The following is a 23,685-nucleotide window of genomic DNA, read 5'->3' as shown; positions in this document are numbered from 1 at the left end:
AGTGTAGTAGATGAGAGAATATATGTTTAATCAGATTGAAAAAAACTTGCAAGAAGTGTGGGAAGGAAAAAAGATATTTGAAACAAAGAATAAAGTAAAAGGAAAGGAAAATTATTATGTATTAGAGATGTTACCGTTCCCGTCAGGAAAATTACATATGGGACACGTAAGAAACTATACTATAGGTGATGTAATAGCTAGGTACAAAACTATGAAGGGTTATAATGTTCTTCATCCCATGGGATGGGATTCGTTCGGATTACCAGCAGAAAATGCAGCTATTCAAAATGGTGCACATCCGGCAGAATGGACAGTAAAAAATATAGAATATATGAAGGAACAACTAAAAATGCTAGGACTTTCATATGACTGGGATAGAGAGATCGCTTCTTATAAACCAGATTATTATAAGTGGAACCAATGGATATTTAAAAAAATGTATGAAAATGATTTAATATATAGAAAAAAATCGACAGTTAACTGGTGTCCTAAGTGTGATACTGTACTAGCTAATGAGCAAGTAGAAGATGGAAAATGTTGGAGACATGGAGATACAGATGTAATTCAAAAAGATTTAACTCAGTGGTTTTTTAGGATTACTAAATATGCTGATGAGTTATTAAAGGGACATGAAGAGATAAAAGAAGGATGGCCAGAAAAAGTGATTACTATGCAAAAAAACTGGATAGGTAAATCTTTCGGTACTGAAATATCTTTTAATGTGGAAGGAACTGAGGAAAAACTACCTATGTTTACAACTAGAATAGATACTTTATTTGGTGTTACATATTGTGTAATAGCTCCAGAACATCCAATGGTAACAGAAATTCTAAAAGAAAAACCTGAGATCAAAGACGCTATAGAGGCTATGAAAAACGAAGATATGATAGCTAGAACTGCAGAGGGCAAGGAAAAAAATGGAGTATTTACAGGGAGGCGTTTAATTAATCCGGTAAATGGTGAAAAAGTGGAACTTTGGATAGCTGATTATGTCCTTATGAATTACGGAACAGGAGCGGTTATGGCAGTTCCTGCTCATGATGAAAGAGATTTTGCTTTTGCAAAAAAATATGATCTTCCTATAAAAGTGGTAATAAATCCTGTAGAAAAGAAAACTAAAAAAGAGATAAAAATAGAAGTAGAAGAGATGGAAAACGCATTCGTTGGAAAAGGAATAATGACAAACTCTGAAAAGTTTGATGGAATGTCTTCTAAAGAAGCGTTAATTAAGATGGCAGAGCATGTAGAAGAACTAGGGTTTGGAGAAAGAACTGTGAAATATAGATTGAAAGATTGGGGAGTGTCTAGACAAAGATATTGGGGAACTCCTATTCCTGCTATATATTGCGATAAATGTGGAATAGTAATGGAATCGGATGAAAATTTACCAGTTAAGTTACCTATGGATATTGAATTCTCAGGAAATGGGAATCCATTGGAAACATCTGAAGACTTTAAAAAAGCAACTTGTCCAAAATGTGGAGGAGCTGCTAAGAGAGAAACTGATACAATGGATACCTTTGTAGACTCATCATGGTACTACTTGAGATACTGTGACCCCCAAAATACAGATCTACCAATCGATAAAGAAATAGCTGATAGTTGGTCTCCTGTAGATCAATATATTGGAGGAGTAGAACATGCTGTAATGCACCTATTATATTCTAGATTTTTCCATAAAGTTCTTAGAGATATGGGAATGTTGTCTACAGACGAACCTTTTAAGAGATTATTGACTCAAGGAATGGTATTGGGACCATCATATTATGAAAAGAGCACAGGAAAATATTTATATCCTAATGAAACTGAAATAAAGAATGAAAAATCATACTCTAAAGCTACAGGTGAAGAATTAGTTGTTAAGGTAGAAAAGATGTCTAAATCTAAAAATAATGGAGTGGATCCATTACATATGATTACCGAATATGGAGCAGATGCTGCTAGATTATTTACAATGTTTGCAGCACCACCAGAAAAAGAATTAGAATGGAATGAAAATGGACTGGCTGGATCATCTAGATTCTTGAATAGAGTTTGGAGAATGGTTGTAGAAAATAAAGAACATTTTGAAACTGGAAGTATAGATTTAGAAAAGGTTTCTAAAGCTGACAAAAATGTGGTTATGAAATTACACCAAACAATAAAAAAAGTAACTGCATCTATTGAGGATAACTATCATTTTAATACTTCTATTGCAGCTAATATGGAGCTTATTAATGAATTGCAAGATTTTAAGGCTAATGTATTAGATAGTGGTGAAATAACTAGCGAGTCTAAAAAAGTATTTACAGAAACTGTAAGAACTATGATAATCATGTTGTCACCCTTTGTTCCTCATATTACTGATGAATTATGGGTAGAACTAGGAGAGACAGGACATTTATTTGAAATGGCTTGGCCTACTCATATGGAAGAGTTAACTATTTCTGATGACGTACAGATAGGTGTGCAGGTAAATGGTAAATTAAGAGCAACTTTAGATGTTTCTAGGACTATTACAAAGGAAGAATTGGAAATTTTAGCTTTAGACGCTCCTAATGTAATTAAATTTACAGAAGGAAAGACTATCGTGAAGAAGATCGTTGTGCCAGGGAGAATAGTAAATATAGTAGTAAAATAATAAAGGAGGAAAAATTATGAAAAGAATTTTAGTTATATTAATGTTCGCTGTAATGTCGTTAAATGCTTTAGCTTTAGACCTATGGGTAAAAGGTGGAGTTGTTCAAGGTGCTGGAAGTGAAAAAACAGAAGAAATGGGTTATAATGCTGGATTAGAACTTAGTCAAGGAATACTAGGTTTTGTAGACTTAGGAGCAGGTGTAGCTTATAATGGAAATTTAAAATAAGATGATACTTCTAACAAAAAAAATATTGGGTATGATCTAGTTCCTGTATACGTATTTGCAAAATTTAATATCATACCAGTAGCTGTAAAACCTTATTTGGTAGCTAGATTAGGTAAAAATTTCGTGGTAAATGATGGTACAGATTATAATAGTGGAGGATCTAAAGCTGATGGCGGTGCCTATGGTGCTGTTGGGGTAGGAATAGAATTTTTGAGCTCTTTTCAAGGAGAACTTCTCTACTCAATTTCTGAAGTAAAAGATAATCCTACTGGAAAAGACAATGTAGAGATGGTATCACTAACTTTAGGGTATAACCTTTGGTAAAAAAAACACTAACAAAAAACTAATGTTTTTCTAATTTTTTTCTAAGAAAAATGTGATAATATGTGTATATGAAAAGTAGTAACTTTTTCATAACTCTCTCCGAACCCTTGATTATTTCAAGGGTTCTTTTAACTTTTTAAGTGAAAAAAATAAGAAACCACGAGGAAACGTGGGTTTAAGGAGAGGAGTTGAAGCTGGCAGAAAAAATACAAAAAAGATACAAAAAAAGTTTGAAAAATATTGACTTTTTGTATTATGTATGATATCATTATCTATGTTTGTGAGCGAATTTTTGGCTCATGCACCACAATTAAGTTGTGGGAGGATAGCAATTCCGATATGATGAGTGGAGGTGTAAAGAAATGAGAGTAAACATTTTAATGGAATGTACAGAATGTAAGAGAAGAAACTACAGTACTTCTAAAAACAAAAAAAACACGGATGGTAGAATTGAATTAAAAAAATTCTGTAAGTGGGATAAAAAAGTAACTGTGCATAAAGAAACTAAGAAGTAATTCTTGGAAACATAGCTTAACAACATGCAGTTCAGTGGCTCAATTGGTAGAGTAACGGTCTCCAAAACCGTGGGTTTAGGGTTCGAGTCCCTACTGGACTGCCATTTTATACTTAAGGTGGTTTATATGAATACTTTGTTACAGAATGTTAAAACTGAATATAAGAAAGTTGTATGGCCTAGCAAAGATGAAACTGTTAAGTCAACATTACTTGTTGCAGCTATGAGTGTCGCGGTGAGTGTCTATGTAGGTGCTTTTGACGTGATAGCTTCGAGGATACTTAGTATGATGGGTACCTTTTTTGGAGGGTAATTTATGGAAAGAACAATAGAAAAAAAGTGGTATATGATTCATACGTATTCCAGTTATGAAAAGAAAGTGAAAGCTGACTTAGAAAAAAGAATTCAGACACTTGAATTGACAGATAAAGTTTTTAGAATTGTAGTACCTGAAGAAGAAATAAAAGAAATTAAAAATGGTAAAGAAAAGATCGTTTTTAGAAAATTATTTCCAGGGTATGTAATGATAGAAATGGAAGCAGTTAGAGAAGAAACAAATGATGGTATATGGTACAGTGTAGATTCTGATGCATGGTATGTAATCAGAAACACTAATGGTGTTACTGGATTTGTTGGTATTGGATCTGATCCTATCCCTATGGAAGATGAGGAAGTAATAACTATCCTTAGATTCTTAGGAGAAGAAGGAGAAGAAAAACCTGAACCTAAGGAAGAAATCATGTTAGATTTCGTAGTCGGGGATATGGTGGAACTGCTTGAAGGCGGTTTTGTTGGAAGTGTTGGTGAAGTTAATAATATTGACTTAGAACACGGAAAAGTAAAAATAATGATAGATATGTTTGGTAGAATGACTCCTGTAGAGATTGGGGTTAATGAAGTTAAGAAAGTAATGTCTTAATAGAATAACTAGATCTTTTCAAAGGTGGGAGAGTAAATCATTAAAACCACAAGGAAATTATGGAGGTAGCAAAAAATGGCAAAAGACGTAATCGGATTAATCAAATTACAATTACAAGCAGGGAAAGCAAACCCAGCACCACCAGTTGGACCGGCATTAGGTCAACATGGTGTAAACATTATGGAATTCTGTAAAGCATTCAACTCAAAAACTCAAGATAAGGCTGGATTTATAATACCAGTGGAGATCAAAGTTTATTCTGATAGATCTTTCACATTCGTATTAAAAACTCCACCTGCATCAGACTTATTAAAGAAAGCAGCAGGAATTAAATCAGCAGCTGGAAATTCAAAGACTGAAGTTGCTGGAACAGTAACTAGTGCACAAGTTCAAGAAATTGCTGAAACTAAAATGGTAGACTTAAACGCTGGATCATTAGAAGCAGCTATGAGTATCATTGCAGGATCTGCAAGATCAATGGGAATCAAAATAGAAGGTTAATCTTAATTCATATTTTAAATTTCAATATATATCACATTGTTGATAATTAAGTGGTAGGACATAAGTTCGCTTAAGCCACATAAGGAGGAAAAGTAATAATGGCAAATAAGAAAGCTAAAAAATACGTAGAAGCTGCTAAATTAGTAGAGACTGGTAAATTATATGAAGTTAAAGATGCATTAGAATTAGTTGCAAAAACTAAAACTGCAAACTTCGTAGAAACTGTTGAAGTTGCATTAAGATTAGGAGTAGATCCTAGACATGCTGACCAACAAGTAAGAGGAACTGTAGTATTACCTCATGGTTCTGGTAAAGTAACTAAAGTATTAGTAATCACTCAAGGTGAAAACATGCAAAAAGCATTAGATGCAGGAGCAGATTATGCAGGAGCAGAAGAATATATCGAACAAATTCAAAAAGGTTGGTTTGATTTTGATGTAGTAATCGCTACACCAGACATGATGCCTAAGTTAGGAAAATTAGGTAGAACTTTAGGAACTAAAGGTTTAATGCCTAATCCTAAATCAGGAACTGTAACTACTAATGTAGAACAAGCAGTATCTGAATTCAAAAGAGGAAAACTTGCATTCAGAGTAGATAAATTAGGATCTATTCATGTAGGAATTGGGAAAGTAAGTTTCACGGATGAGCAAATTGAAGATAATTTCAGAGCGTTCATGGCAGAAATTGAAAGATTAAAGCCATCAGCAGCTAAAGGTCAATACCTTAGAACTGTAGCTTTATCATTAACTATGGGACCTGGAATCAAAATTGATCCTATCCTAGTTTCTAAATATTTAGAAGCTTAATTAATTAAAGTTTAACTTTTTTAAACTATAAATTGAACTAAAGACAGTAGGTGGTGTAAACCGTAAATCCTACCGAGGTTTATACAGTTTTGGATACAAAGCTTATAACCTCACCTATCAGAAATGATCTCTGTCTTTAATTAAACCTTTAGTCAGAGATTATTTTAATTTAAAGAGGAGGTGACTAGAAGAATGGCAACTGAAGCAAAAAAATTAGTAGTAGCAGAATTAACTCAAAAAATCAAAGACGCTAAAACAATCGTACTTGTGGATTATCAAGGTATCAATGCAAAAGATGATACTGAAGTTAAGAAACAATTAAGAGAATCTGGATCTGAATACTTAGTAGCTAAGAATAGATTATTCAAAATAGCTTTAACTGAGGCAGGTGTAACAGATTCATTTGACGATCTTTTAGAAGGAACTACAGCATTTGCGTTTGGATATGAAGATGCAGTAGCACCAGCTAAAGTAGTTTACGAATTTGGTAAAGGGAAAAAAGATTTATTTAACATCAAAGGTGGTTACTCTGAAGGGAAAAGAGTTGAAGTTTCTGAAATAGAAGCATTAGCAACTTTACCATCAAGAGATGCATTATTATCTATGATATTAAATGGAATGTTAGGACCAATCAGAAAGTTAGCATACGGTATCGTAGCTATCGCTGATCAAAAAGAAGAGGCGTAATTCTCTGCTTTAAAATATGATCATAGATCAAAATAAATTAAGAATATTAAGGTATAGCTTTGAGCTTACCAAATAAAAATTAGGAGGAACATTAAAATGGCATTTAACCAAGAAACTTTCATCGCTGATTTAGAAGCAATGACTGTATTAGAATTAAAAGAAGTAGTTGAAGCATTAGAAAATCACTTTGGAGTAACAGCAGCAGCACCAGTAGCAGCAGCAGCAGCAGGGGAAGCAGCAGAAGAGCAAACTGAATTTGATGTAATCATCATGGCAGCAGGAGCTAAGAAAATAGCTGTAATCAAAGAATTAAGAGCTATCACTGGATTAGGTCTTAAAGAAGCAAAAGGAATGGCTGAAGAAGCTGGAGCAAAAGTTAAAGAAGGAGTTTCTAAAGAAGAAGCAGCAGAAGTTGCAGCTAAATTAGAAGCAGCAGGAGCTACAGTAGAAGTTAAGTAATTAACTCTCTAAGTCTAAAATTGATTAATTGACTAATTGAATAAAATAGGGCACTCTTTTAGATTAGAGTGCCCTATTTAATCATTGAAAAAAGTAAGGAAAATATAAAATAATTTTATCAAAGATTAATAGTTCATATATTGGGTAACGATTGTTAAGCAATGGTGGAATCGGCCTAAGATATTAACTATTAATTTTCAATGATATAAAGATAAGGAGCGTGAATTGATGACAAAGCTTATTAAAAGAACTAGTTTTGGAAGGATAAAAGAGAGAGGTACAATGCCTCATTTCTTAGAATTCCAATTAAACTCGTATGAGGACTTTTTACAGGCTAAAAAAGATCCTACTTCAAGAGAGAACAAAGGATTAGAGTCGGCCTTTAAGGAGATATTTCCAATAGAATCTTCTAATGGGGACATTAAATTAGATTATGTAGGGTATGAGTTACACGAAAATGAACCTCCACTAAATGACGAATTAGAATGTAAAAAAAGAGGGAAGACTTTTTCATCTTCTTTAAAAGTTAGACTTAGATTAGAAAATAAAAAAGCAGGAAATGAAATACAAGAGAGTTTAGTTTACTTTGGAGAGATCCCAAGAATGACTGAACACGCTACATTCATAATAAATGGTGCAGAAAGAGTAGTTGTTTCACAATTACACAGATCACCAGGTGTATCTTTTACTAAGGAAGTAAATATCCAAACAGCTAAAGATATGTTCACTGGTAAGATCATTCCATACAAGGGAACTTGGTTAGAATTTGAAACTGATAAAAACGATTACTTAAATGTAAAAATAGATAGAAAGAAAAAAGTATTAGCACCTGTTTTCTTAAAAGCAGTAGACTTTTATGAAACTAATGCAGAAATAATGGAAGATTTATTAGAAACTAAAGTAAAAGATCTTACTGAATATTATGAAAAATATTCTAATAGAGACGAATTATTATCTGTTCTTAAAACTAGAATAGAAGGAAGTTTCATAAAGGAAGATATTTATGATGAAGAAACTGGAGAGATCATCTTAGAAGCAGAGAGCATTATAGATGAAATGGCAGTGGAAAGAATTATAGAAGAAAAACTAGAAACTCTAACTTACTGGGAAGTTAAACCTGAAGATAAGGTATTAGCTAATTCATTATTAGATGATACAACTGAAAATTCAGACGACGCTGTAATGGAAGTATTTAAAAAGCTAAGACCAGGAGATATGGTAACTGTAGATTCAGCTAGATCTCTTATTAGACAAATGTTTTTCAATCCGCAAAGATACGATTTTGCTTCTGTTGGAAGATATAAGATGAATAAAAGATTAAAATTAAAAGTTGCAGAAGACATAGTTGTATTAACTAAAGAAGATGTAATGGCTACTATCAAATATGCAATAGCATTATATGGTGGAGACGGACATACAGATGATATAGATAATCTTTCTAACAGAAGGGTAAGAGGAGTAGGAGAACTACTTCATATGCAAATCAGATCAGGATTAGCTAAGATGAATAAGATGGTAAAAGAAAAAATGACTGTACAAGATGCATCTGCACTTACACCACAATCATTATTAAATACTAGACCTCTTAATGCACTTATCTTAGATTTCTTCGGATCAGGTCAATTATCACAATTTATGGACCAGTCTAATCCACTAGCAGAATTAACTCATAAGAGAAGGATATCTGCATTAGGACCTGGAGGACTTTCAAGAGAAAGAGCTGGGTTTGAGGTTAGAGACGTACATGATTCACATTATGGAAGAGTTTGTCCAATAGAAACTCCTGAGGGACCAAACATCGGACTTATAGGATCTTTAGCAACTTATGCTAGAGTAAATAAGTATGGATTCATGGAAACTCCATATGTAAAAGTAACAGATGGAATGGCTAATTTTGAGGATATTAGATACTTAGCAGCAGATGAAGAAGAAGGATTATTTATAGCCCAAGCCGATACTGTAATGGATGAAGAAACACATGAAATCACTGGTGATGGATTATGTAGATTTGGACACGAAGTTGTGTGGGTAGACGGTAAGAAGATAGATTATCTAGATGTATCTCCTAAACAAGTAGTATCAGTATCAGCTGGATTAATTCCTTTCTTAGAGCATGATGACGCCAATAGAGCACTAATGGGATCAAACATGCAAAGACAAGCAGTACCTTTACTTAGAGGAGAAGCTCCATTTGTTGGAACTGGTCTTGAGAGAAAGGTAGCAGTAGATTCAGGAGCCGTTGTTGTATCAAGAACAACTGGTGTGGTAACTACTTTAGATGCTAGTAAAATAGTAATAACGGAAAAAACAAAAAATGGTAGTAAAGACCATTTATATAAAATGCTAAACTTTGAAAGATCAAACCAGGCTATGTGTTTACATCAAACACCATTAGTAAACATGGGTCAAAAAGTAGAAGTAGGGACTATCTTAGCAGATGGACCATCTACAAAAGGTGGAGACTTAGCACTTGGAAGAAATATCTTGATGGCATTCATGCCTTGGGAAGGATATAACTTTGAGGATGGAATCTTGATATCTGATAGACTTAGAAAGGAAGATGTATTTACTTCACTTCATATAGAAGAGTATGAAGTAGACGCTAGATCTACTAAGTTAGGAGATGAAGAGATAACTAGAGAGATCCCTAATGTAGGAGAAGAAGCTCTTAGAAACTTAGATGAAAGAGGTATCATAAGAGTAGGAGCAAAAGTAGGACCAGGAGATATATTAGTAGGAAAGACTACTCCAAAAGGAGAGACTGAACCGCCTGCAGAGGAAAAATTATTAAGAGCTATCTTTGGTGAAAAAGCTAGAGATGTAAGAGATACATCACTTAAGATGCCACACGGTTCTAAGGGTACAGTAGTAGAAATCTTAGAATTAGCTAGAGAAAATGGAGATGAATTAAAAGCTGGGATCAATAGATCTATCAGAATATTTATCGCTGAAAAGAGAAAAATAAATGTAGGAGATAAAATCTCTGGACGTCATGGAAATAAAGGGGTAATTTCAAGAGTATTACCTGCAGAAGATATGCCATTCTTAGAAGATGGGACACATGTTGATATCGTACTTAACCCACTAGGAGTACCATCAAGAATGAATATTGGGCAAGTACTAGAAGTACATTTAGGACTAGCTCTTGGATTTATGAAAGATGAAGACGGAGATCAAGGTGTTTACATTGAAACTCCAGTATTTGATAGTGGAGATAAAGCATCAGGTGGTCATGAAGCAACTATAAAAAATTATCTAGAGGAAGCAGGATTTGATAGATCTGGAAAAGTAAATCTAATAGATGGTAGAACAGGGCAATCATTCGATAATCCTGTAACTGTAGGACGTATGTATATTCTTAAACTTCATCATTTAGTTGAAGATAAAATGCATGCTAGAGCAATCGGACCATACTCATTAGTAACTCAGCAGCCATTAGGTGGAAAAGCACAATTCGGTGGACAAAGATTAGGAGAGATGGAAGTTTGGGCACTTGAAGCATATGGAGCTTCTAGCATCTTGCAAGAGATGTTAACAGTTAAATCAGATGACGTTATGGGTAGAACTAAGACCTATGAAGCCATCGTTAAAGGTGAAGAGATGCCAGAAGCAAGTTTACCAGAATCATTTAAAGTATTATTAAAAGAATTCCAAGCGTTGTCATTGGATATTGAATTATTTGATACTGAAGGTGAAGTAATAGATGTTTCAAGTGACTTAGCAAAAGAAGAAATCATCACTGAATTCTCATTGGCAGACTTAAAAGAAGAAGATTAATCAAACGAGTAGTTTGAAATTATAGATAAGGTTGTAAAAGACATAATTTAGCAGGGAAAGAGATACTTTCCCTGCTAAAACATGTCCTTAAAAAACTTATTTTTGAAAAGATTTAATTAAGGAGGCTATTTAATAGTATGGGAATAAAAAACTTCGAAAAAATTAGAATTAAACTTGCATCCCCAGATAAGATCCAGGAGTGGTCATTTGGAGAGGTAACAAAACCAGAAACAATAAACTATAGAACATTAAATCCTGAATTTGATGGTTTATTCTGCGAAAGAATATTCGGACCAACAAAGGACTGGGAATGTGCTTGTGGAAAATATAAGAGAATGAGATACAAAGGCCTTGTATGTGAAAAGTGTGGGGTTGAAGTAACTAAATCAAAAGTAAGAAGAGAAAGAATGGGACATATTCAATTAGCAGCACCAGTAGCACATATCTGGTACTCTAAAGGAACTCCTAATAAGATGGCTCTTTTAATCGGTATATCTCCAAAAGAATTAGAATCGGTACTTTATTTTGCTAGATACTTAGTGTTGAGCCCTGCTGATACTGGTTTAGAAATTGGAAAAATATTAACTGAAAGAGAATATAAATTATACAGACAACAGCATGGAAAAGCTTTTGAAGCTAAGATGGGTGCTGAAGGTATATTAAAATTATTGGAAAGAATAGATCTTAAAAAATTATCTAAAGAATTAGAAAAAGATTTTGAAGAGGTTACTTCTGCTCAAAAAAGAAAGAAATTAGTAAAAAGATTAAAAGTTGTAAGAGACTTATTATCTTCTGAAAATAGTCCTGCTTGGATGATACTTAAGAGTGTTCCTATTATTCCTGCTGATCTTAGACCAATGGTACAATTAGATGGTGGAAGATTTGCTACTTCAGACTTAAATGATCTATACAGAAGAGTAATCAATAGAAATAATAGATTAAAGAAATTATTAGATATTGGTGCACCTGAGATCGTAGTAAAAAATGAAAAAAGAATGTTACAAGAAGCTGTAGATGCCCTTATCGACAATGGTAGAAGAGGTAAACCAGTAGTAGCTCAAAATAATAGAGAGTTAAAGTCGTTATCAGATATGCTTAAAGGTAAGCAAGGAAGATTTAGACAAAACTTATTAGGAAAACGTGTGGACTACTCAGCAAGATCGGTAATTGTAGTAGGACCGACGTTAAAATTACACGAATGTGGGATTCCTAAGAAGATGGCATTAGAGTTATACAAGCCATTTATCATGAGAGAATTAGTAAAAAGAGAGATTGCTGGAACTATCAAAACTGCTAAGAAATTAGTAGAAGATGCAGATGATTGTGTATGGGAAGTAATAGAAGATGTAATAGCTGATCATCCAGTATTATTAAACAGAGCCCCAACACTACATAGATTATCTATCCAAGCTTTCCAACCAGTATTAATTGAAGGAAAAGCAATAAGATTACATCCATTAGCATGTTCAGCATTTAATGCCGACTTCGATGGAGACCAAATGGCAGTACATTTAGTATTATCACCTGAGTCTATCATGGAAGCAAAAACTCTTATGATGGCTTCAAATAATATTATAGCACTATCAAATGGTGAACCTATAGTTGTACCATCTCAAGATATGGTAATGGGTTGTTTCTATATGACAAAGGAAAAAAAAGGTGCTAAAGGGGAAGGAATGAACTTCTCAAATAAGAACCAGGCTATCACGGCTTACCAAAATGATATCATCGAAACTCATGCACTTATTAATGTAAGAATGGGTAAAGACGAAGATAGAAATATGGTGACAACAACTGTAGGAAGACTTTTATTCAACGCCTTATTACCAGCTGAAGCTAAGCGATATGATGTAACATTTGGTAAGAAACAGTTGAAAAATTTGATAACTGATCTATTTAAAACTCAAGGATTTACTATTACAGCTGAGTTAATCAATGATATCAAAGATTTTGGTTTCCATTATGCATGTTTGGCAGGAATAACTGTAGGAATAGAAGATATGACAATTCCTGAAACTAAAAAAGATATCTTATCAAAAGCAGATGAGGCAGTAGCTAAAATCAACAGAGCTTATAAAGCTGGAGAAATCATAAATGAAGAAAGATATAGAAGAACAGTTGCAATCTGGTCACAAGCTACCGAAGATGTAACTACAGATATGATGAAAGGTCTAGACGACTTTAACCCAGTAAACATGATGGCCAACTCAGGTGCCAGAGGTTCCATCGCACAGATGAGACAACTAGCTGCCATGAGAGGACTAATGGCTGATACAACTGGTAAGATCATTGAAGTACCTATCAAAGCCAACTTTAGAGAAGGACTGACAGTAATGGAATTCTTCATGTCATCACATGGAGCAAGAAAAGGACTAGCAGATACAGCTCTAAGAACAGCTGACTCGGGTTACTTAACAAGAAGATTAGTAGATATATCACATGAAGTTATTGTAAATGAAGATGACTGTAAAACCCATGAAAATATAGAAGTTGCCAACCTAGTTTCAGAAGGTAAGATCATTGAATACTTACATGAAAGAATTTTAGGTAGAGTAATAGCAATAGATCTTTATCACAATGATGAAGTATTATACCCTAGAGGTACAATGATGGATGAAGAGATCGCACAAGACATCGTAGATAAAGGTATTAGATCAGTTAAGATCAGATCTCCATTGACGTGTGCTCTTGAAAAGGGAGTTTGTAGAAAATGTTATGGTAGAGATTTATCTAACCATAGAGATATCCTATTAGGAGAAGCTGTAGGAGTAATCGCAGCCCAGTCTATCGGAGAACCTGGTACACAACTTACAATGAGAACTTTCCATACAGGAGGAGTTGCATCTACATCGATCGCTCAAGATACTATTAAAGCAGAAAATGATGGTGTTGTAGAATTCCAAGAAATTAGAACTTTATTAAATAAAGAAACTAATGAATTACAAGTAGTTTCTCAAGGTTCAAAAATAATTATTGGAACATATGAGTACACAGTAACGACTGGTTCAATCTTAATGGTAGAAGAAGGACAAACAGTTAAAGATGGAGATACATTGACACAATTCGACCCATACAATATCCCTATTATTGCTGAAAAAGATGGTAGAATTGAATATAGAGAACTATTCATCAAAGAATTATATGACGAAAAATATGATGTTACTGAATATCTTGCAATCAAACCAGTAGAAACTGGAGACGTCAACCCAAGAGTTATTATATTTAACTCTAAGGATGAAAAAGTTGCAGAATATGTAATTCCATATGGAGCATATCTATTGATGAAAGAGGGAGATAAAGTATATGAAGGAGATATCCTAGCTAAAATCATCCCAGAAACATCAGGAACAAAAGATATCACAGGTGGTCTTCCAAGAGTACAAGAATTATTTGAAGCTAGAAACCCTAAAGGTAAAGCTATCTTAACTCAAATTGATGGTAAGGTAGAAGTTACTGGTAAGAAGAAGAAAGGGCAAAGAATAATCTTAGTTAGATCTGTAGAAGATTCTGAAATAGTTAAAGAATACTTAGTTCCAATGGGAGAACATTTAATTGTTACCGACGGAATGATAATTAAAGCTGGAGATAAGTTAATTGAAGGTGTTATTTCACCACATGACGTACTTGAGATCAAAGGTTTAGTAGAAGCAGAACAATTTATCCTAGAGTCTGTACAACAAGTATATAGAGACCAAGGAGTTTCGGTAAACGATAAACATATCGAGATCATTGTTAAGCAAATGTTTAAGAAAGTAATAATCTTACATGCAGGAGGGTCTTTATTCTTAGAGGAAGAAGTTATCGAAAAGAGAACAGCAGACCTTGAGAATAAGGCACTTAGAGAAGCTGGTAAGAAAGAAATAGAGTATAGATCTGTAATCCAAGGTATTACCAAGGCAGCAGTAAATACTGATAGTTTCATCTCAGCAGCATCATTCCAAGAGACTACTAAGGTTCTTTCAAATGCAGCAATTGCAGGGAAAGAAGACTATTTAGAAGGATTGAAGGAGAATGTAATTATAGGTAAAAGAATACCGGCAGGTACAGGATTTCATGAATATGAAGATTTATATGTAAAAGCTGTAGAAGAAAAATAAAAGATAGGCGACTTAGTCGCCTATTTTACTATAAATATACTAAGTCCCCTTAACAATTTCATGAAATTTTATGATTATTAAAATTTATAAATTCTTATGGCAAAAATTGAAACATAAATAATTTAATATTTTTTTATTTATAGAGAAGGAGATAAAAGTTATTAAAGGAGAAAAAAATATGGGAAGAGGAAGGTTATTCGTTGTGTCTGGTCCAAGTGGAGCAGGGAAATCAACAGTATGTAAACAAGTTCGCAGAGATCTAAATATTAATTTAGCTACATCAGCAACTACTAGATCACCTAGAGAAGGGGAAGAAGACGGTAGGGAATATTACTTTTTAACTTTAGAAGAGTTTGAAAAAAGAATAGAAAATGATGAATTTTTAGAGTATGCGAATGTTCATGGGAATTATTATGGAACTTTAAAGTCTGAAGCGGAATCTAGGTTAGGACGTGGAGAAAATGTAGTATTAGAAATAGATGTACAGGGTGGAATTCAAATAAAAAAAAGATTTGATAATGCATGTTTAGTTTTCTTTAAAGCTCCTACAGAAAAAATATTGGAAGAAAGACTTCGTGGAAGAGGTACTGAACCTGAAGAAACTGTCCAATTGAGACTAAAAAATTCTCTTAAAGAGATGGCTTTTGAAGAAGAATATGATCATGTAATAATCAATGGAACTGTTGATAAATCTGTATTGGAATTGATAGAAATAATAAGAAAAGAAAGTAATTAATAATGGAGGGATGAAAATGAAAAAACAAATAACTTACGATGAATTATTAGAAAAAGTACCTAACAAATACAAATTAGCAATGACTCTAGGTAAAAGATATGGTCAATTAGCAGCTGGAGAAGCACCTTTAGTAAAAGTAAGAAAAAAAGACACTTTAGCAGAGATTGCAAGTAAAGAAGTATTAGAAGGAAAAGTGGAATTAGTAAGAGGAAACATAGAGGGATAGTATGAAAAAAATTCTATTAATTTTTATCTTGTTACTCCTAATTGGGTGTGGAAAAAAAGAAAAGAAAAAAATAGTAGAGAAAAAATTTGCCTTTGGGACTATGATCGATATGGTAGTTTATTCTGAAAATACAACGCAAGCTAAAAAATCTATGGATCTTGCTTTTAAGGAGATTGAAAGAATAGACGATAAATTTAACACTCACAAAGAGGCTAGTTTAATTTATAAATTGAATCACAATCCAGGAAAGTTTTTTGAGCTAGATAGTGAAGGTTTATATCTATTTTCAGGTGTAAAAAAAACTTATAATTTAAGTAAAACTAAGTATGATATCACTATAACTCCACTTATGAAAATTTGGGGTTTTTTTGATGATTCTGATAAGGTAAAAATTCCTAAAAAAGATCAATTGGAAAAAGCTATTAAAATGGTAGACTATAAAAATTTAGAAGTTATAGGGAATAAAATAAGGCTTAAAACTTCTAAAAATGAAGTAGATACAGGGTCTTTTTTAAAGGGTTATGCTATTCATAGAGCTAAGATTATATTAGCTAAAAATGGTGTAGAACACGCCTTTATAAGTGCTATATCTAGTATTGAAACTTTAAATAAAAAACCAGAAGGAAAATCTTGGAAGGTAGGGTTACAAAACCCAGAAGATCCCTCTAAAATTTACCATATTGTAGGAATAGATGATAAATCTATTGGTGTTTCTGGAGATTATCAGATCTATGTAGAGATTGATGGCAAAAAATATCATCATCTGATAGACAGAGATACTGGATATCCTGTTAGTGATAGAAAGATGGTCGTAGTTATCGGAGAAGATGGTTTCTTTGCCGATATGTATTCTACCGCTTTTTTCTCTATGTTTATAGAAGATGTAATTGCTTATGTTAACAGTACAGATGACTTAGAGGTAATGATTGTAAAAGGTGATATGTCTGAAGTATATAGTGATGGATTTAAAAAATATATGATTAAATAATAGAAAAAGTAGGTGTGATTTATAATTACACTTATTTTTTTTCAAAAATAAAGGAATTAAACCTCCTTCTAGTATACTTCTTATGGAATTAAAATACAGTAAGGAGGAGAAAGATGAAAGAGAGAAAACAAGGATTTACATTGATAGAACTGTTGGTGGTGATAGCAATAATAGGGATCTTAGCCACGACATTGGTTCCTAAATTAAGGGAACAATTAGCTAAGGCAAAGGATTCTAAAGCTATAGCCGTATTAGGAGCAACAAGGACAATAGGGGATATAATCTTAGTAGAAAAAATGGTGTTAGATTTAACAAATGATGGAAACATATACGTGACTACGAAAGAAATTTATGATAAATTAGATTCTAAAGCTCATGAAATTTTTAATGGAGATGATACTAATTACTTGCATATAGGGGGAAGCAAAAATAAAGATGGAACAGAGGTTAGTTACAAAGGTCTTGTTACTTATGATAGTGGTTATGATAAAACATTAGGACCTTGCTTTAAAGTTGCAGGAGATTCTCTAGAAATAAATCTAGTAACTTATTCAGATATTATTAAGAACTTTATTACAAAAGATTATAGTATGGAAGGCAAAAAATGGACGGAATATTAAAGAAATAAAGAATATTAACTTAGGAGTCAATTAATCCATCGGCTTCTTTTACTTTTTAATGTTGAAAAGAACTTCAAAATATAAAAAAATTAATTTTGAAAAAGGTGAAATATAAACTATACTTAAACTGAACGAAATTATACTTATATATTTCTTACATAAAATTACGTTTGACACCTTAGGTGAAACAAAAATTATAGGGGGAAAAAGATTATGGTTAATTTATTGTTATTGGGAATAGTTGGCGGGCTATTAGCATTGATAGCTTCATATTTTTACGCTTCAAAAGTAAATAAATATGAAATTAATGATGTGAAGGTCGAAGAAATAACTGAAGCGATTAGAGAGGGTGCCATGGCATTTTTACATGCTGAATACAAGGTATTAGTGTGGTTTGTTTTAGGAGTTTCAATTTTATTAGGAATATTTTTAAGTCCTTATGTGGCACTTACTTTTATATTGGGAGCAATTACATCAGGAGTTGCTGGTAATGTAGGGATGAGAATAGCTACTAAAGCTAATGGAAGGACTGCTATAGCCGCTAGAGACGGAGGATTATCAAAAGCATTAGATGTAGCTTTTGCAGGTGGAGCCGTTATGGGGTTAGCAGTAGTAGGTTTAGGTCTTATAGGAGTTTCAGCATTGACTATTATATTTGGTGCAGATATGAAAATTATTACAGGATTTGGAATGGGAGCATCATCAATCGCTTTATTTGCTAGAGTAGGTGGAGGAATCTATACTAAAGCAGCCGATGTAGGTGCAGACTTAGTAGGAAAGGTTGAAGCAGGAATACCTGAAGATGATCCGAGAAATCCGGCAACTATTGCAGACAATGTGGGAGATAATGTAGGAGATGTAGCAGGAATGGGAGCCGATTTATTTGAATCATATGTTGGGTCAATGATCGCTACTATGGCACTAGGAGCTACTCTTTCTGGACTTATGCCAGAAGAAAGAATGGCGCTAATTATAGCTCCAATCTTAATAGCATTTGTAGGGATTATAGCATCTATAATAGGAACGTTCACAGTAAAGACAGATAACCCAGATGAGGTTTATCATAAATTAGAGAACGCAACTAGAATTTCTGGAATTTTAGCACTTTTAGGAGCTTTTGGAGTTATAAAATATTTAGAAATTCCAATGGGTGTATTTTATGCAATTGTTTCTGGATTAGTAGCAGGGTTGGTTATAGCACATTTTACAGGTTTATATACTGATACAGGTAAAAAATCAGTAAATAGAATTTCTGATGCAGCTAAAACTGGACCAGCTACATGTATAATCGAAGGATTAGCAGTGGGTATGGAATCTACTGTAGCGCCTATAATAGTAATAGTAATAGCTATTTTGGCAGCCTTTAACTTTGCAGGACTATATGGAATAGCCATTGCAGCAGTAGGAATGTTATCAACTACAGGTATGGTAGTAGCAGTAGATGCATATGGACCAGTAGCAGATAACGCAGGTGGAATCGCAGAGATGTGTAACTTACCAGAAGAGGTTAGGGCTTGTACAGATAGATTAGACGCAGTAGGAAACTCTACAGCAGCAGTAGGGAAGGGTTTTGCAATTGGATCAGCAGCACTTACGGCATTATCGTTATTTGCAGCTTATAAGCAATCAATAGAGGCTCTGACAGGAAAGGCATTAGTAATTGATGTAACTAATCCTAAGGTAATAGCTGGATTATTCATCGGTGGGATGCTTACATTCTTATTCTCAGCTTTAACTATGACAGCAGTGGGAAAAGCAGCCATGGAAATGGTAGAAGAGGTTAGAAGACAATTTAGAGAAAATCCAGGAATTATGGATTATACAGTTAAACCCGATCATAAAAGATGTATAGATATTTCTACAAGATCATCGCTAAGAGAAATGGTTGTACCAGGATTATTAGCAGTATTAGCTCCAGTAGTTATTGGACTATGGTCTGTAGAAGCATTAGGTGGATTATTAGCAGGAGCACTTGTAACAGGTATATTAATGGCTATTATGATGGCAAATGCCGGTGGAGCTTGGGATAATGCTAAAAAACAAATAGAAGCAGGTTATGGTGGAGATGGAAAAGGATCTGACAGACACAAAGCGGCAGTAGTTGGAGATACAGTAGGAGATCCATTTAAAGATACTTCTGGACCATCATTAAATATTTTGGTTAAACTGATGTCTATAGTTTCATTGGTATTAGTTCCATTATTTATATAATTTGACAACAAAATTATAAATTTAGAGCCAGAGAATTTTCTCTGGCTCATATTAACTTATTAGAAGGTAAATTTCAAATAAAAAAAACAAAAAAACAAAAAATATTCAAAATAGTATTAAAAATACTTGAAATAATGAATATTATGAGATATACTGAAATGTAGTATCAAAATAAATTAAGATGGTGTTTTTATGAGATTTAGAAATGAAGATTTAGATAAGGTTATAACACAATTGAATATTGTAGAAGTAATAGGGGAATATGTTGAGTTAAAAAAGACAGGTTCAAACTATAAAGGTCTTTGCCCATTTCATAAAGATACTAATCCTTCCTTTATGGTGAGTACCTCAAAAAATATATATAAGTGTTTTGTTTGTGGTGCCGGTGGGAACGTTATTAAATTCTATATGGAATATAATAAATTAAATTATGGGGAAGCAGTATATGAGTTAAGTAAAAAATATAATTTAGACATAACTCCTATAAATGGAAATAATTCAGAGGATAAAAATAAGAAATATTATAAAATATTAGATGAGGTACTTTCATTTTTTAAAGAAAATATTTTCTCTAACTCTGGGAGAGAAGCACTCTCTTATCTAAATAAAAGAGGAATGCAACCCGATTTTATAAGAGATAATAATTTGGGATACGCATTGAATGGTTGGGATTCATTGTACGATCATTTAATAGAAAAGGGATATGATCCTCCCATTCTTTCTAAATTAGGTTTAATAAAGAGTGGCGATAAAGGTTACTATGATACATTTCGCGACAGAATAATTTATCCGATTTATTCACCCAGTGGAAATGTAATCGCTTTCGGTGGAAGAACTATGAGCGACAGAAAAGATATTGCAAAATATTTAAATTCACCAGAAACACCGTTGTTTCATAAGGGACGAAACCTCTATGGAATAAAAAATAAAGGAAATAGTATTAGAAGAAAAAATTATGCTCTTCTAATGGAAGGTTATATGGATGTACTAGCAGCTCATGCCTATGGGTTTGACGTAGCTTTGGCTCCTTTGGGAACAGCTTTTTCCAATGAACAAGCTGAACTCTTAAAAAGATATACATCCAATGTGATAATCGCTTTTGATATGGATAATGCCGGAAGGGTTGCCAGTGAAAAAGCTAGTCTAGTCTTGAAAAGATATGGATTTAATATAAGGGTTTTAGAACTAAAGAATGCTAAAGATCCCGATGAATTTTTAAAAAAATATGGTAAGACTGAATTTTTGAAGTCAGTAAAGAACTCAAAAGAAATATTTGATTTTTTATATGATTATTATGTTAAGGAATATGATTTAAGTAATTTTATGGCAAAACAAAATTTTATAGGTAGGTTTAAAGAATTTTTTCTATCTGTAGAAACTGATTTGGAAAAAAGCTTGTATTTGAATAAATTGTCAGTATCCTTGGGAATGGAAAAAGAGATTGAAATATTAAAAAAAATCTTAATACTAAACAATGAAAATACTGTGGTGCCTAGAAGAATAGAGAAGCCGCTTTCAAAGACGAGATCATTAAAAATAGATGAATTAGAATTAGAAACACTAAAACTTTGTTTAAAAGAAAAAAAGTATTTTGAAAAATTTAAAAATAAGACTATAATTACACCCTTTGTTCAAAATATATTTGATACAATGGAGCAAAATGGAGAACAAAACTATATGCAAGAATTACTGCGTGGAAATTTTTTTAAATTAGAGGAGGAAGAGGAGGAGATAGTACTTAATATATCTACAGAACTTTCTGCTAAAAATGAAGAAGACATTATGAATACTTATATTGAAATTTATAAGAGATGGTTCATAAAAGAGATAGATGAAAAGATGGGATTTTTTAGAACAAATGATATAAAATCATTTTTAAGGTGTAAAAAAATAAAAGAAAAAATAATTAGTGATATAAAGATAGATGATTTAGAGGAAAATTATAAAGAATTTATTTCTATGAAAATTTGATTTGTAAGTGTTGAGGAGGCAAGATGAAAAATTTTATTAAAAATGGAAAAGTCCGTGAAATTATAAAGAAGGCTTTAGAAGACAAAATTATATCTTTTGAAGAGATAAACAGTAAACTTCAAGATGATTTTGCTCCAGAAAAAATAGAAACCCTGATCAATGGGATGATCAATCAAGGGATAAAAGTAGTAAGTGAAAAAGAGTTGAAGAAAAAGACAGAATCCAAAGAAAAAACCGTTAAAACAACTAAAACCAAATCAATGATAGTAAAATCAGGCCTTCCAGAAGATGATTCTGAATTTGACCCTAAAAAAGTAAAAGAAGTAACTAAAGAAGAATTAGATACTAAGAACTTACTTGTAGGGGGAGTATCTGTAGATGAACCGATAAAGATGTATCTTCGTGAAATTGGGCAAGTTCCATTATTAAAGCATGCTCAAGAGATCGAATTAGCTAAATTATCTGATGATGGGGATGAATGGGCTAAAAATCAACTTGTAGAAGCTAACTTAAGATTAGTAGTAAGTATAGCAAAAAAACATACTAATAGAGGTCTTAAGTTATTAGATCTAATCCAAGAGGGAAATATTGGTCTTATGAAAGCTGTTGGAAAATTTGAACATGCAAAAGGATATAAGTTTTCTACATATGCCACATGGTGGATTCGTCAAGCTATAACAAGAGCTATAGCTGACCAAGGTAGAACTATAAGGATACCGGTACATATGATTGAGACAATAAATAAGATAAAAAAAGAAGCTAGAATCTATCTACAAGAGACAGGAAAGGAAGCTACACCTGAAATATTAGGTAATAGATTAGGAATGGAAACTGAAAAAGTAAAAACTATCTTGGAAATGAACCAGGATCCAATTTCATTAGAAACTCCAGTAGGAAGTGAAGAAGATAGTGAATTAGGAGATTTCGTAGAAGATAATAATATGCTTAGTCCATACGAAGAAACTCATAAAACTTTATTAAAGGAACAGTTAAATGAAGTTCTATGCAGTTTGAGTGATCGAGAGGAAAAAGTTCTTAGATTTAGATATGGTTTAGATGACGGTTGTCCAAGGACATTGGAAGAAGTTGGAAAAATATTTAAAGTAACTAGGGAAAGAATTAGACAAATTGAGGTAAAGGCCTTGAGAAAATTAAGACATCCTAGTAGAAGAAAGAAATTAGAAGACTTTAAAACAGTATAAAAGTAATAACAATAAAAAAAGAGGTTGACCCCAAAAGGGGAAAGCCTCTTTTTGATTACAATGAATCTCTCTCTCTTAGTTTCTTAGAGAAAACCAATGAGTAATATTTTTCTTTTTAGCAGGATTTCTATACTTATGAGCTTGGAACTTCTCGATATAGATGGAATCACCTTGACTTAAAGTGTAAAGTTTGTTATTTAATTCAATCTCTAAACTACCTTCAATAACAACTCCTACTTCATCATAATTATGTCCCCAAGAAAAATCACTATGTTGATTGTCATCTGAAATAGTTATAGATATACCATTTAATGCATGATTAGCATTGGTTAATGTCTCTATAGTAATGTCTCCTTGTTCCGATTCAAAGATGGATTTTCTTTCATCTCTTCTAGTAATTGGAGATTGTTCGTTAACATCTTGTAAGACTTCCATAAGGTTAACTTCGAGAGCTTCGCAAATTTGTTGAAGATTACTGATAGATGGACTATTTTGCCCTCTTTCTATATTGCTGATAAATCCAACTGATAGGCTGGTTTTACCTGAAAGATCTTTTATAGTCATTTTTTGTTCTTTTCTAAAAAATTTAATTTTTTCTCCTAAATTCAAGGTATATTCCTCCTAAATCTAAATGTTAATATATATTTTCCGTTTATCTTAATATCTTTAATTTTAAAATGATCTTTTTATATCTAAAAAAATAGTATTTTAAGGCAAAACGTAATATTTTAAAACATTGTATTTTATTTAACACTTAATTATATCATAAAAACTAAGATATTAAAAATTGAAGTTTCA

The 23,685-nt window shown here is 32.7% G+C and carries 20 protein-coding genes, 1 tRNA gene and 1 other annotated feature; of the genes, 20 read left to right on the top strand and 1 reads right to left on the bottom strand.

Annotation, left to right across the window (positions count from 1 at the left end):
• Window positions 1–10: 10 nt before the first annotated feature.
• The 20 genes from leuS to rpoD all read left to right on the top strand — a co-directional run bounded on the left by leuS (window position 11) and on the right by rpoD (window position 22,887).
• Window positions 11–2,620 (top strand): leucine--tRNA ligase, encoded by a 2,610-nt coding sequence (gene leuS, locus WBG30_RS01885; RefSeq protein ID WP_424502949.1) that lies wholly within the window; start codon window positions 11–13, stop codon window positions 2,618–2,620.
• Between the two features lie 16 nt (window positions 2,621–2,636).
• Window positions 2,637–2,846, top strand: a complete 210-nt coding sequence (locus WBG30_RS01880) for a hypothetical protein (RefSeq protein ID WP_424502948.1) — start codon at window positions 2,637–2,639, stop codon at window positions 2,844–2,846.
• A gap of 96 nt (window positions 2,847–2,942) precedes the next feature.
• Window positions 2,943–3,170, top strand: a complete 228-nt coding sequence (locus WBG30_RS01875) for a hypothetical protein (RefSeq protein WP_424502947.1) — start codon at window positions 2,943–2,945, stop codon at window positions 3,168–3,170.
• 362 nt (window positions 3,171–3,532) lie between these two features.
• Entirely contained in the window at window positions 3,533–3,685 is a 153-nt protein-coding gene (rpmG, locus tag WBG30_RS01870; RefSeq protein WP_114643403.1) for a 50S ribosomal protein L33, read from the top strand.
• 28 nt (window positions 3,686–3,713) lie between these two features.
• A tRNA-Trp gene (locus WBG30_RS01865) sits at window positions 3,714–3,789 on the top strand.
• A 22-nt stretch (window positions 3,790–3,811) separates the two neighbouring features.
• Window positions 3,812–3,997, top strand: coding sequence for a preprotein translocase subunit SecE (secE, locus tag WBG30_RS01860; RefSeq protein ID WP_424502946.1), 186 nt, complete (start codon window positions 3,812–3,814; stop codon window positions 3,995–3,997).
• A 3-nt stretch (window positions 3,998–4,000) separates the two neighbouring features.
• The gene (gene nusG / locus WBG30_RS01855; RefSeq protein WP_424502945.1) at window positions 4,001–4,603 is read left to right on the top strand and encodes a transcription termination/antitermination protein NusG; all 603 of its coding nucleotides are present in this window, start codon (window positions 4,001–4,003) and stop codon (window positions 4,601–4,603) included.
• 75 nt (window positions 4,604–4,678) lie between these two features.
• Entirely contained in the window at window positions 4,679–5,104 is a 426-nt protein-coding gene (gene rplK, locus WBG30_RS01850) for a 50S ribosomal protein L11 (protein ID WP_424502944.1), read from the top strand.
• Window positions 5,105–5,202: 98 nt separating this feature from the next.
• A complete protein-coding gene (gene rplA, locus WBG30_RS01845; protein WP_424502943.1) occupies window positions 5,203–5,913 on the top strand; it encodes a 50S ribosomal protein L1 in 711 nt (236 codons plus the stop codon).
• Between the two features lie 19 nt (window positions 5,914–5,932).
• Window positions 5,933–6,089, top strand: a sequence feature (ribosomal protein L10 leader region).
• 16 nt (window positions 6,090–6,105) lie between these two features.
• Entirely contained in the window at window positions 6,106–6,600 is a 495-nt protein-coding gene (gene rplJ, locus WBG30_RS01840) for a 50S ribosomal protein L10 (RefSeq protein ID WP_424502942.1), read from the top strand.
• 96 nt (window positions 6,601–6,696) lie between these two features.
• Complete coding sequence (rplL, locus tag WBG30_RS01835; RefSeq protein WP_424502941.1) at window positions 6,697–7,059, top strand: 50S ribosomal protein L7/L12; 363 nt, start codon at window positions 6,697–6,699, stop codon at window positions 7,057–7,059.
• Window positions 7,060–7,287: 228 nt separating this feature from the next.
• The gene (gene rpoB, locus WBG30_RS01830; RefSeq protein ID WP_424502940.1) at window positions 7,288–10,836 is read left to right on the top strand and encodes a DNA-directed RNA polymerase subunit beta; all 3,549 of its coding nucleotides are present in this window, start codon (window positions 7,288–7,290) and stop codon (window positions 10,834–10,836) included.
• Window positions 10,837–10,973: 137 nt separating this feature from the next.
• Window positions 10,974–14,933 carry a DNA-directed RNA polymerase subunit beta' gene (gene rpoC, locus WBG30_RS01825; protein ID WP_424502939.1) on the top strand — a complete coding sequence of 1,320 codons (3,960 nt, stop codon included), beginning with the start codon at window positions 10,974–10,976 and terminating at the stop codon, window positions 14,931–14,933.
• Window positions 14,934–15,111: 178 nt separating this feature from the next.
• Window positions 15,112–15,669, top strand: a complete 558-nt coding sequence (gene gmk, locus WBG30_RS01820; RefSeq protein ID WP_424502938.1) for a guanylate kinase — start codon at window positions 15,112–15,114, stop codon at window positions 15,667–15,669.
• A 16-nt stretch (window positions 15,670–15,685) separates the two neighbouring features.
• Complete coding sequence (gene rpoZ / locus WBG30_RS01815) at window positions 15,686–15,895, top strand: DNA-directed RNA polymerase subunit omega (RefSeq protein ID WP_424502937.1); 210 nt, start codon at window positions 15,686–15,688, stop codon at window positions 15,893–15,895.
• Window position 15,896: 1 nt separating this feature from the next.
• A complete protein-coding gene (locus WBG30_RS01810) occupies window positions 15,897–16,883 on the top strand; it encodes an FAD:protein FMN transferase (RefSeq protein WP_424502936.1) in 987 nt (328 codons plus the stop codon).
• A 113-nt stretch (window positions 16,884–16,996) separates the two neighbouring features.
• Window positions 16,997–17,503, top strand: a complete 507-nt coding sequence (locus tag WBG30_RS01805; protein ID WP_424502935.1) for a pilin — start codon at window positions 16,997–16,999, stop codon at window positions 17,501–17,503.
• Between the two features lie 213 nt (window positions 17,504–17,716).
• Window positions 17,717–19,714 (top strand): sodium-translocating pyrophosphatase, encoded by a 1,998-nt coding sequence (locus tag WBG30_RS01800; RefSeq protein ID WP_424502934.1) that lies wholly within the window; start codon window positions 17,717–17,719, stop codon window positions 19,712–19,714.
• A gap of 192 nt (window positions 19,715–19,906) precedes the next feature.
• Window positions 19,907–21,685, top strand: coding sequence for a DNA primase (gene dnaG / locus WBG30_RS01795; RefSeq protein WP_424502933.1), 1,779 nt, complete (start codon window positions 19,907–19,909; stop codon window positions 21,683–21,685).
• A gap of 23 nt (window positions 21,686–21,708) precedes the next feature.
• The gene (rpoD, locus tag WBG30_RS01790; RefSeq protein WP_424502932.1) at window positions 21,709–22,887 is read left to right on the top strand and encodes an RNA polymerase sigma factor RpoD; all 1,179 of its coding nucleotides are present in this window, start codon (window positions 21,709–21,711) and stop codon (window positions 22,885–22,887) included.
• 75 nt (window positions 22,888–22,962) lie between these two features.
• Here the strand turns inward: rpoD and WBG30_RS01785 are convergent, their stop codons facing one another.
• Entirely contained in the window at window positions 22,963–23,496 is a 534-nt protein-coding gene (locus WBG30_RS01785; RefSeq protein WP_424502931.1) for a helix-turn-helix domain-containing protein, read from the bottom strand.
• Window positions 23,497–23,685 lie beyond the last annotated feature (189 nt).

This window comes from Psychrilyobacter sp. (assembly GCF_049671765.1).
Taxonomy (GTDB): Bacteria; Fusobacteriota; Fusobacteriia; order Fusobacteriales; family Fusobacteriaceae; genus Psychrilyobacter.
Note: the sequence above shows the minus strand (reverse complement) of the source record. Positions and strands in the feature narration are given on the sequence as shown.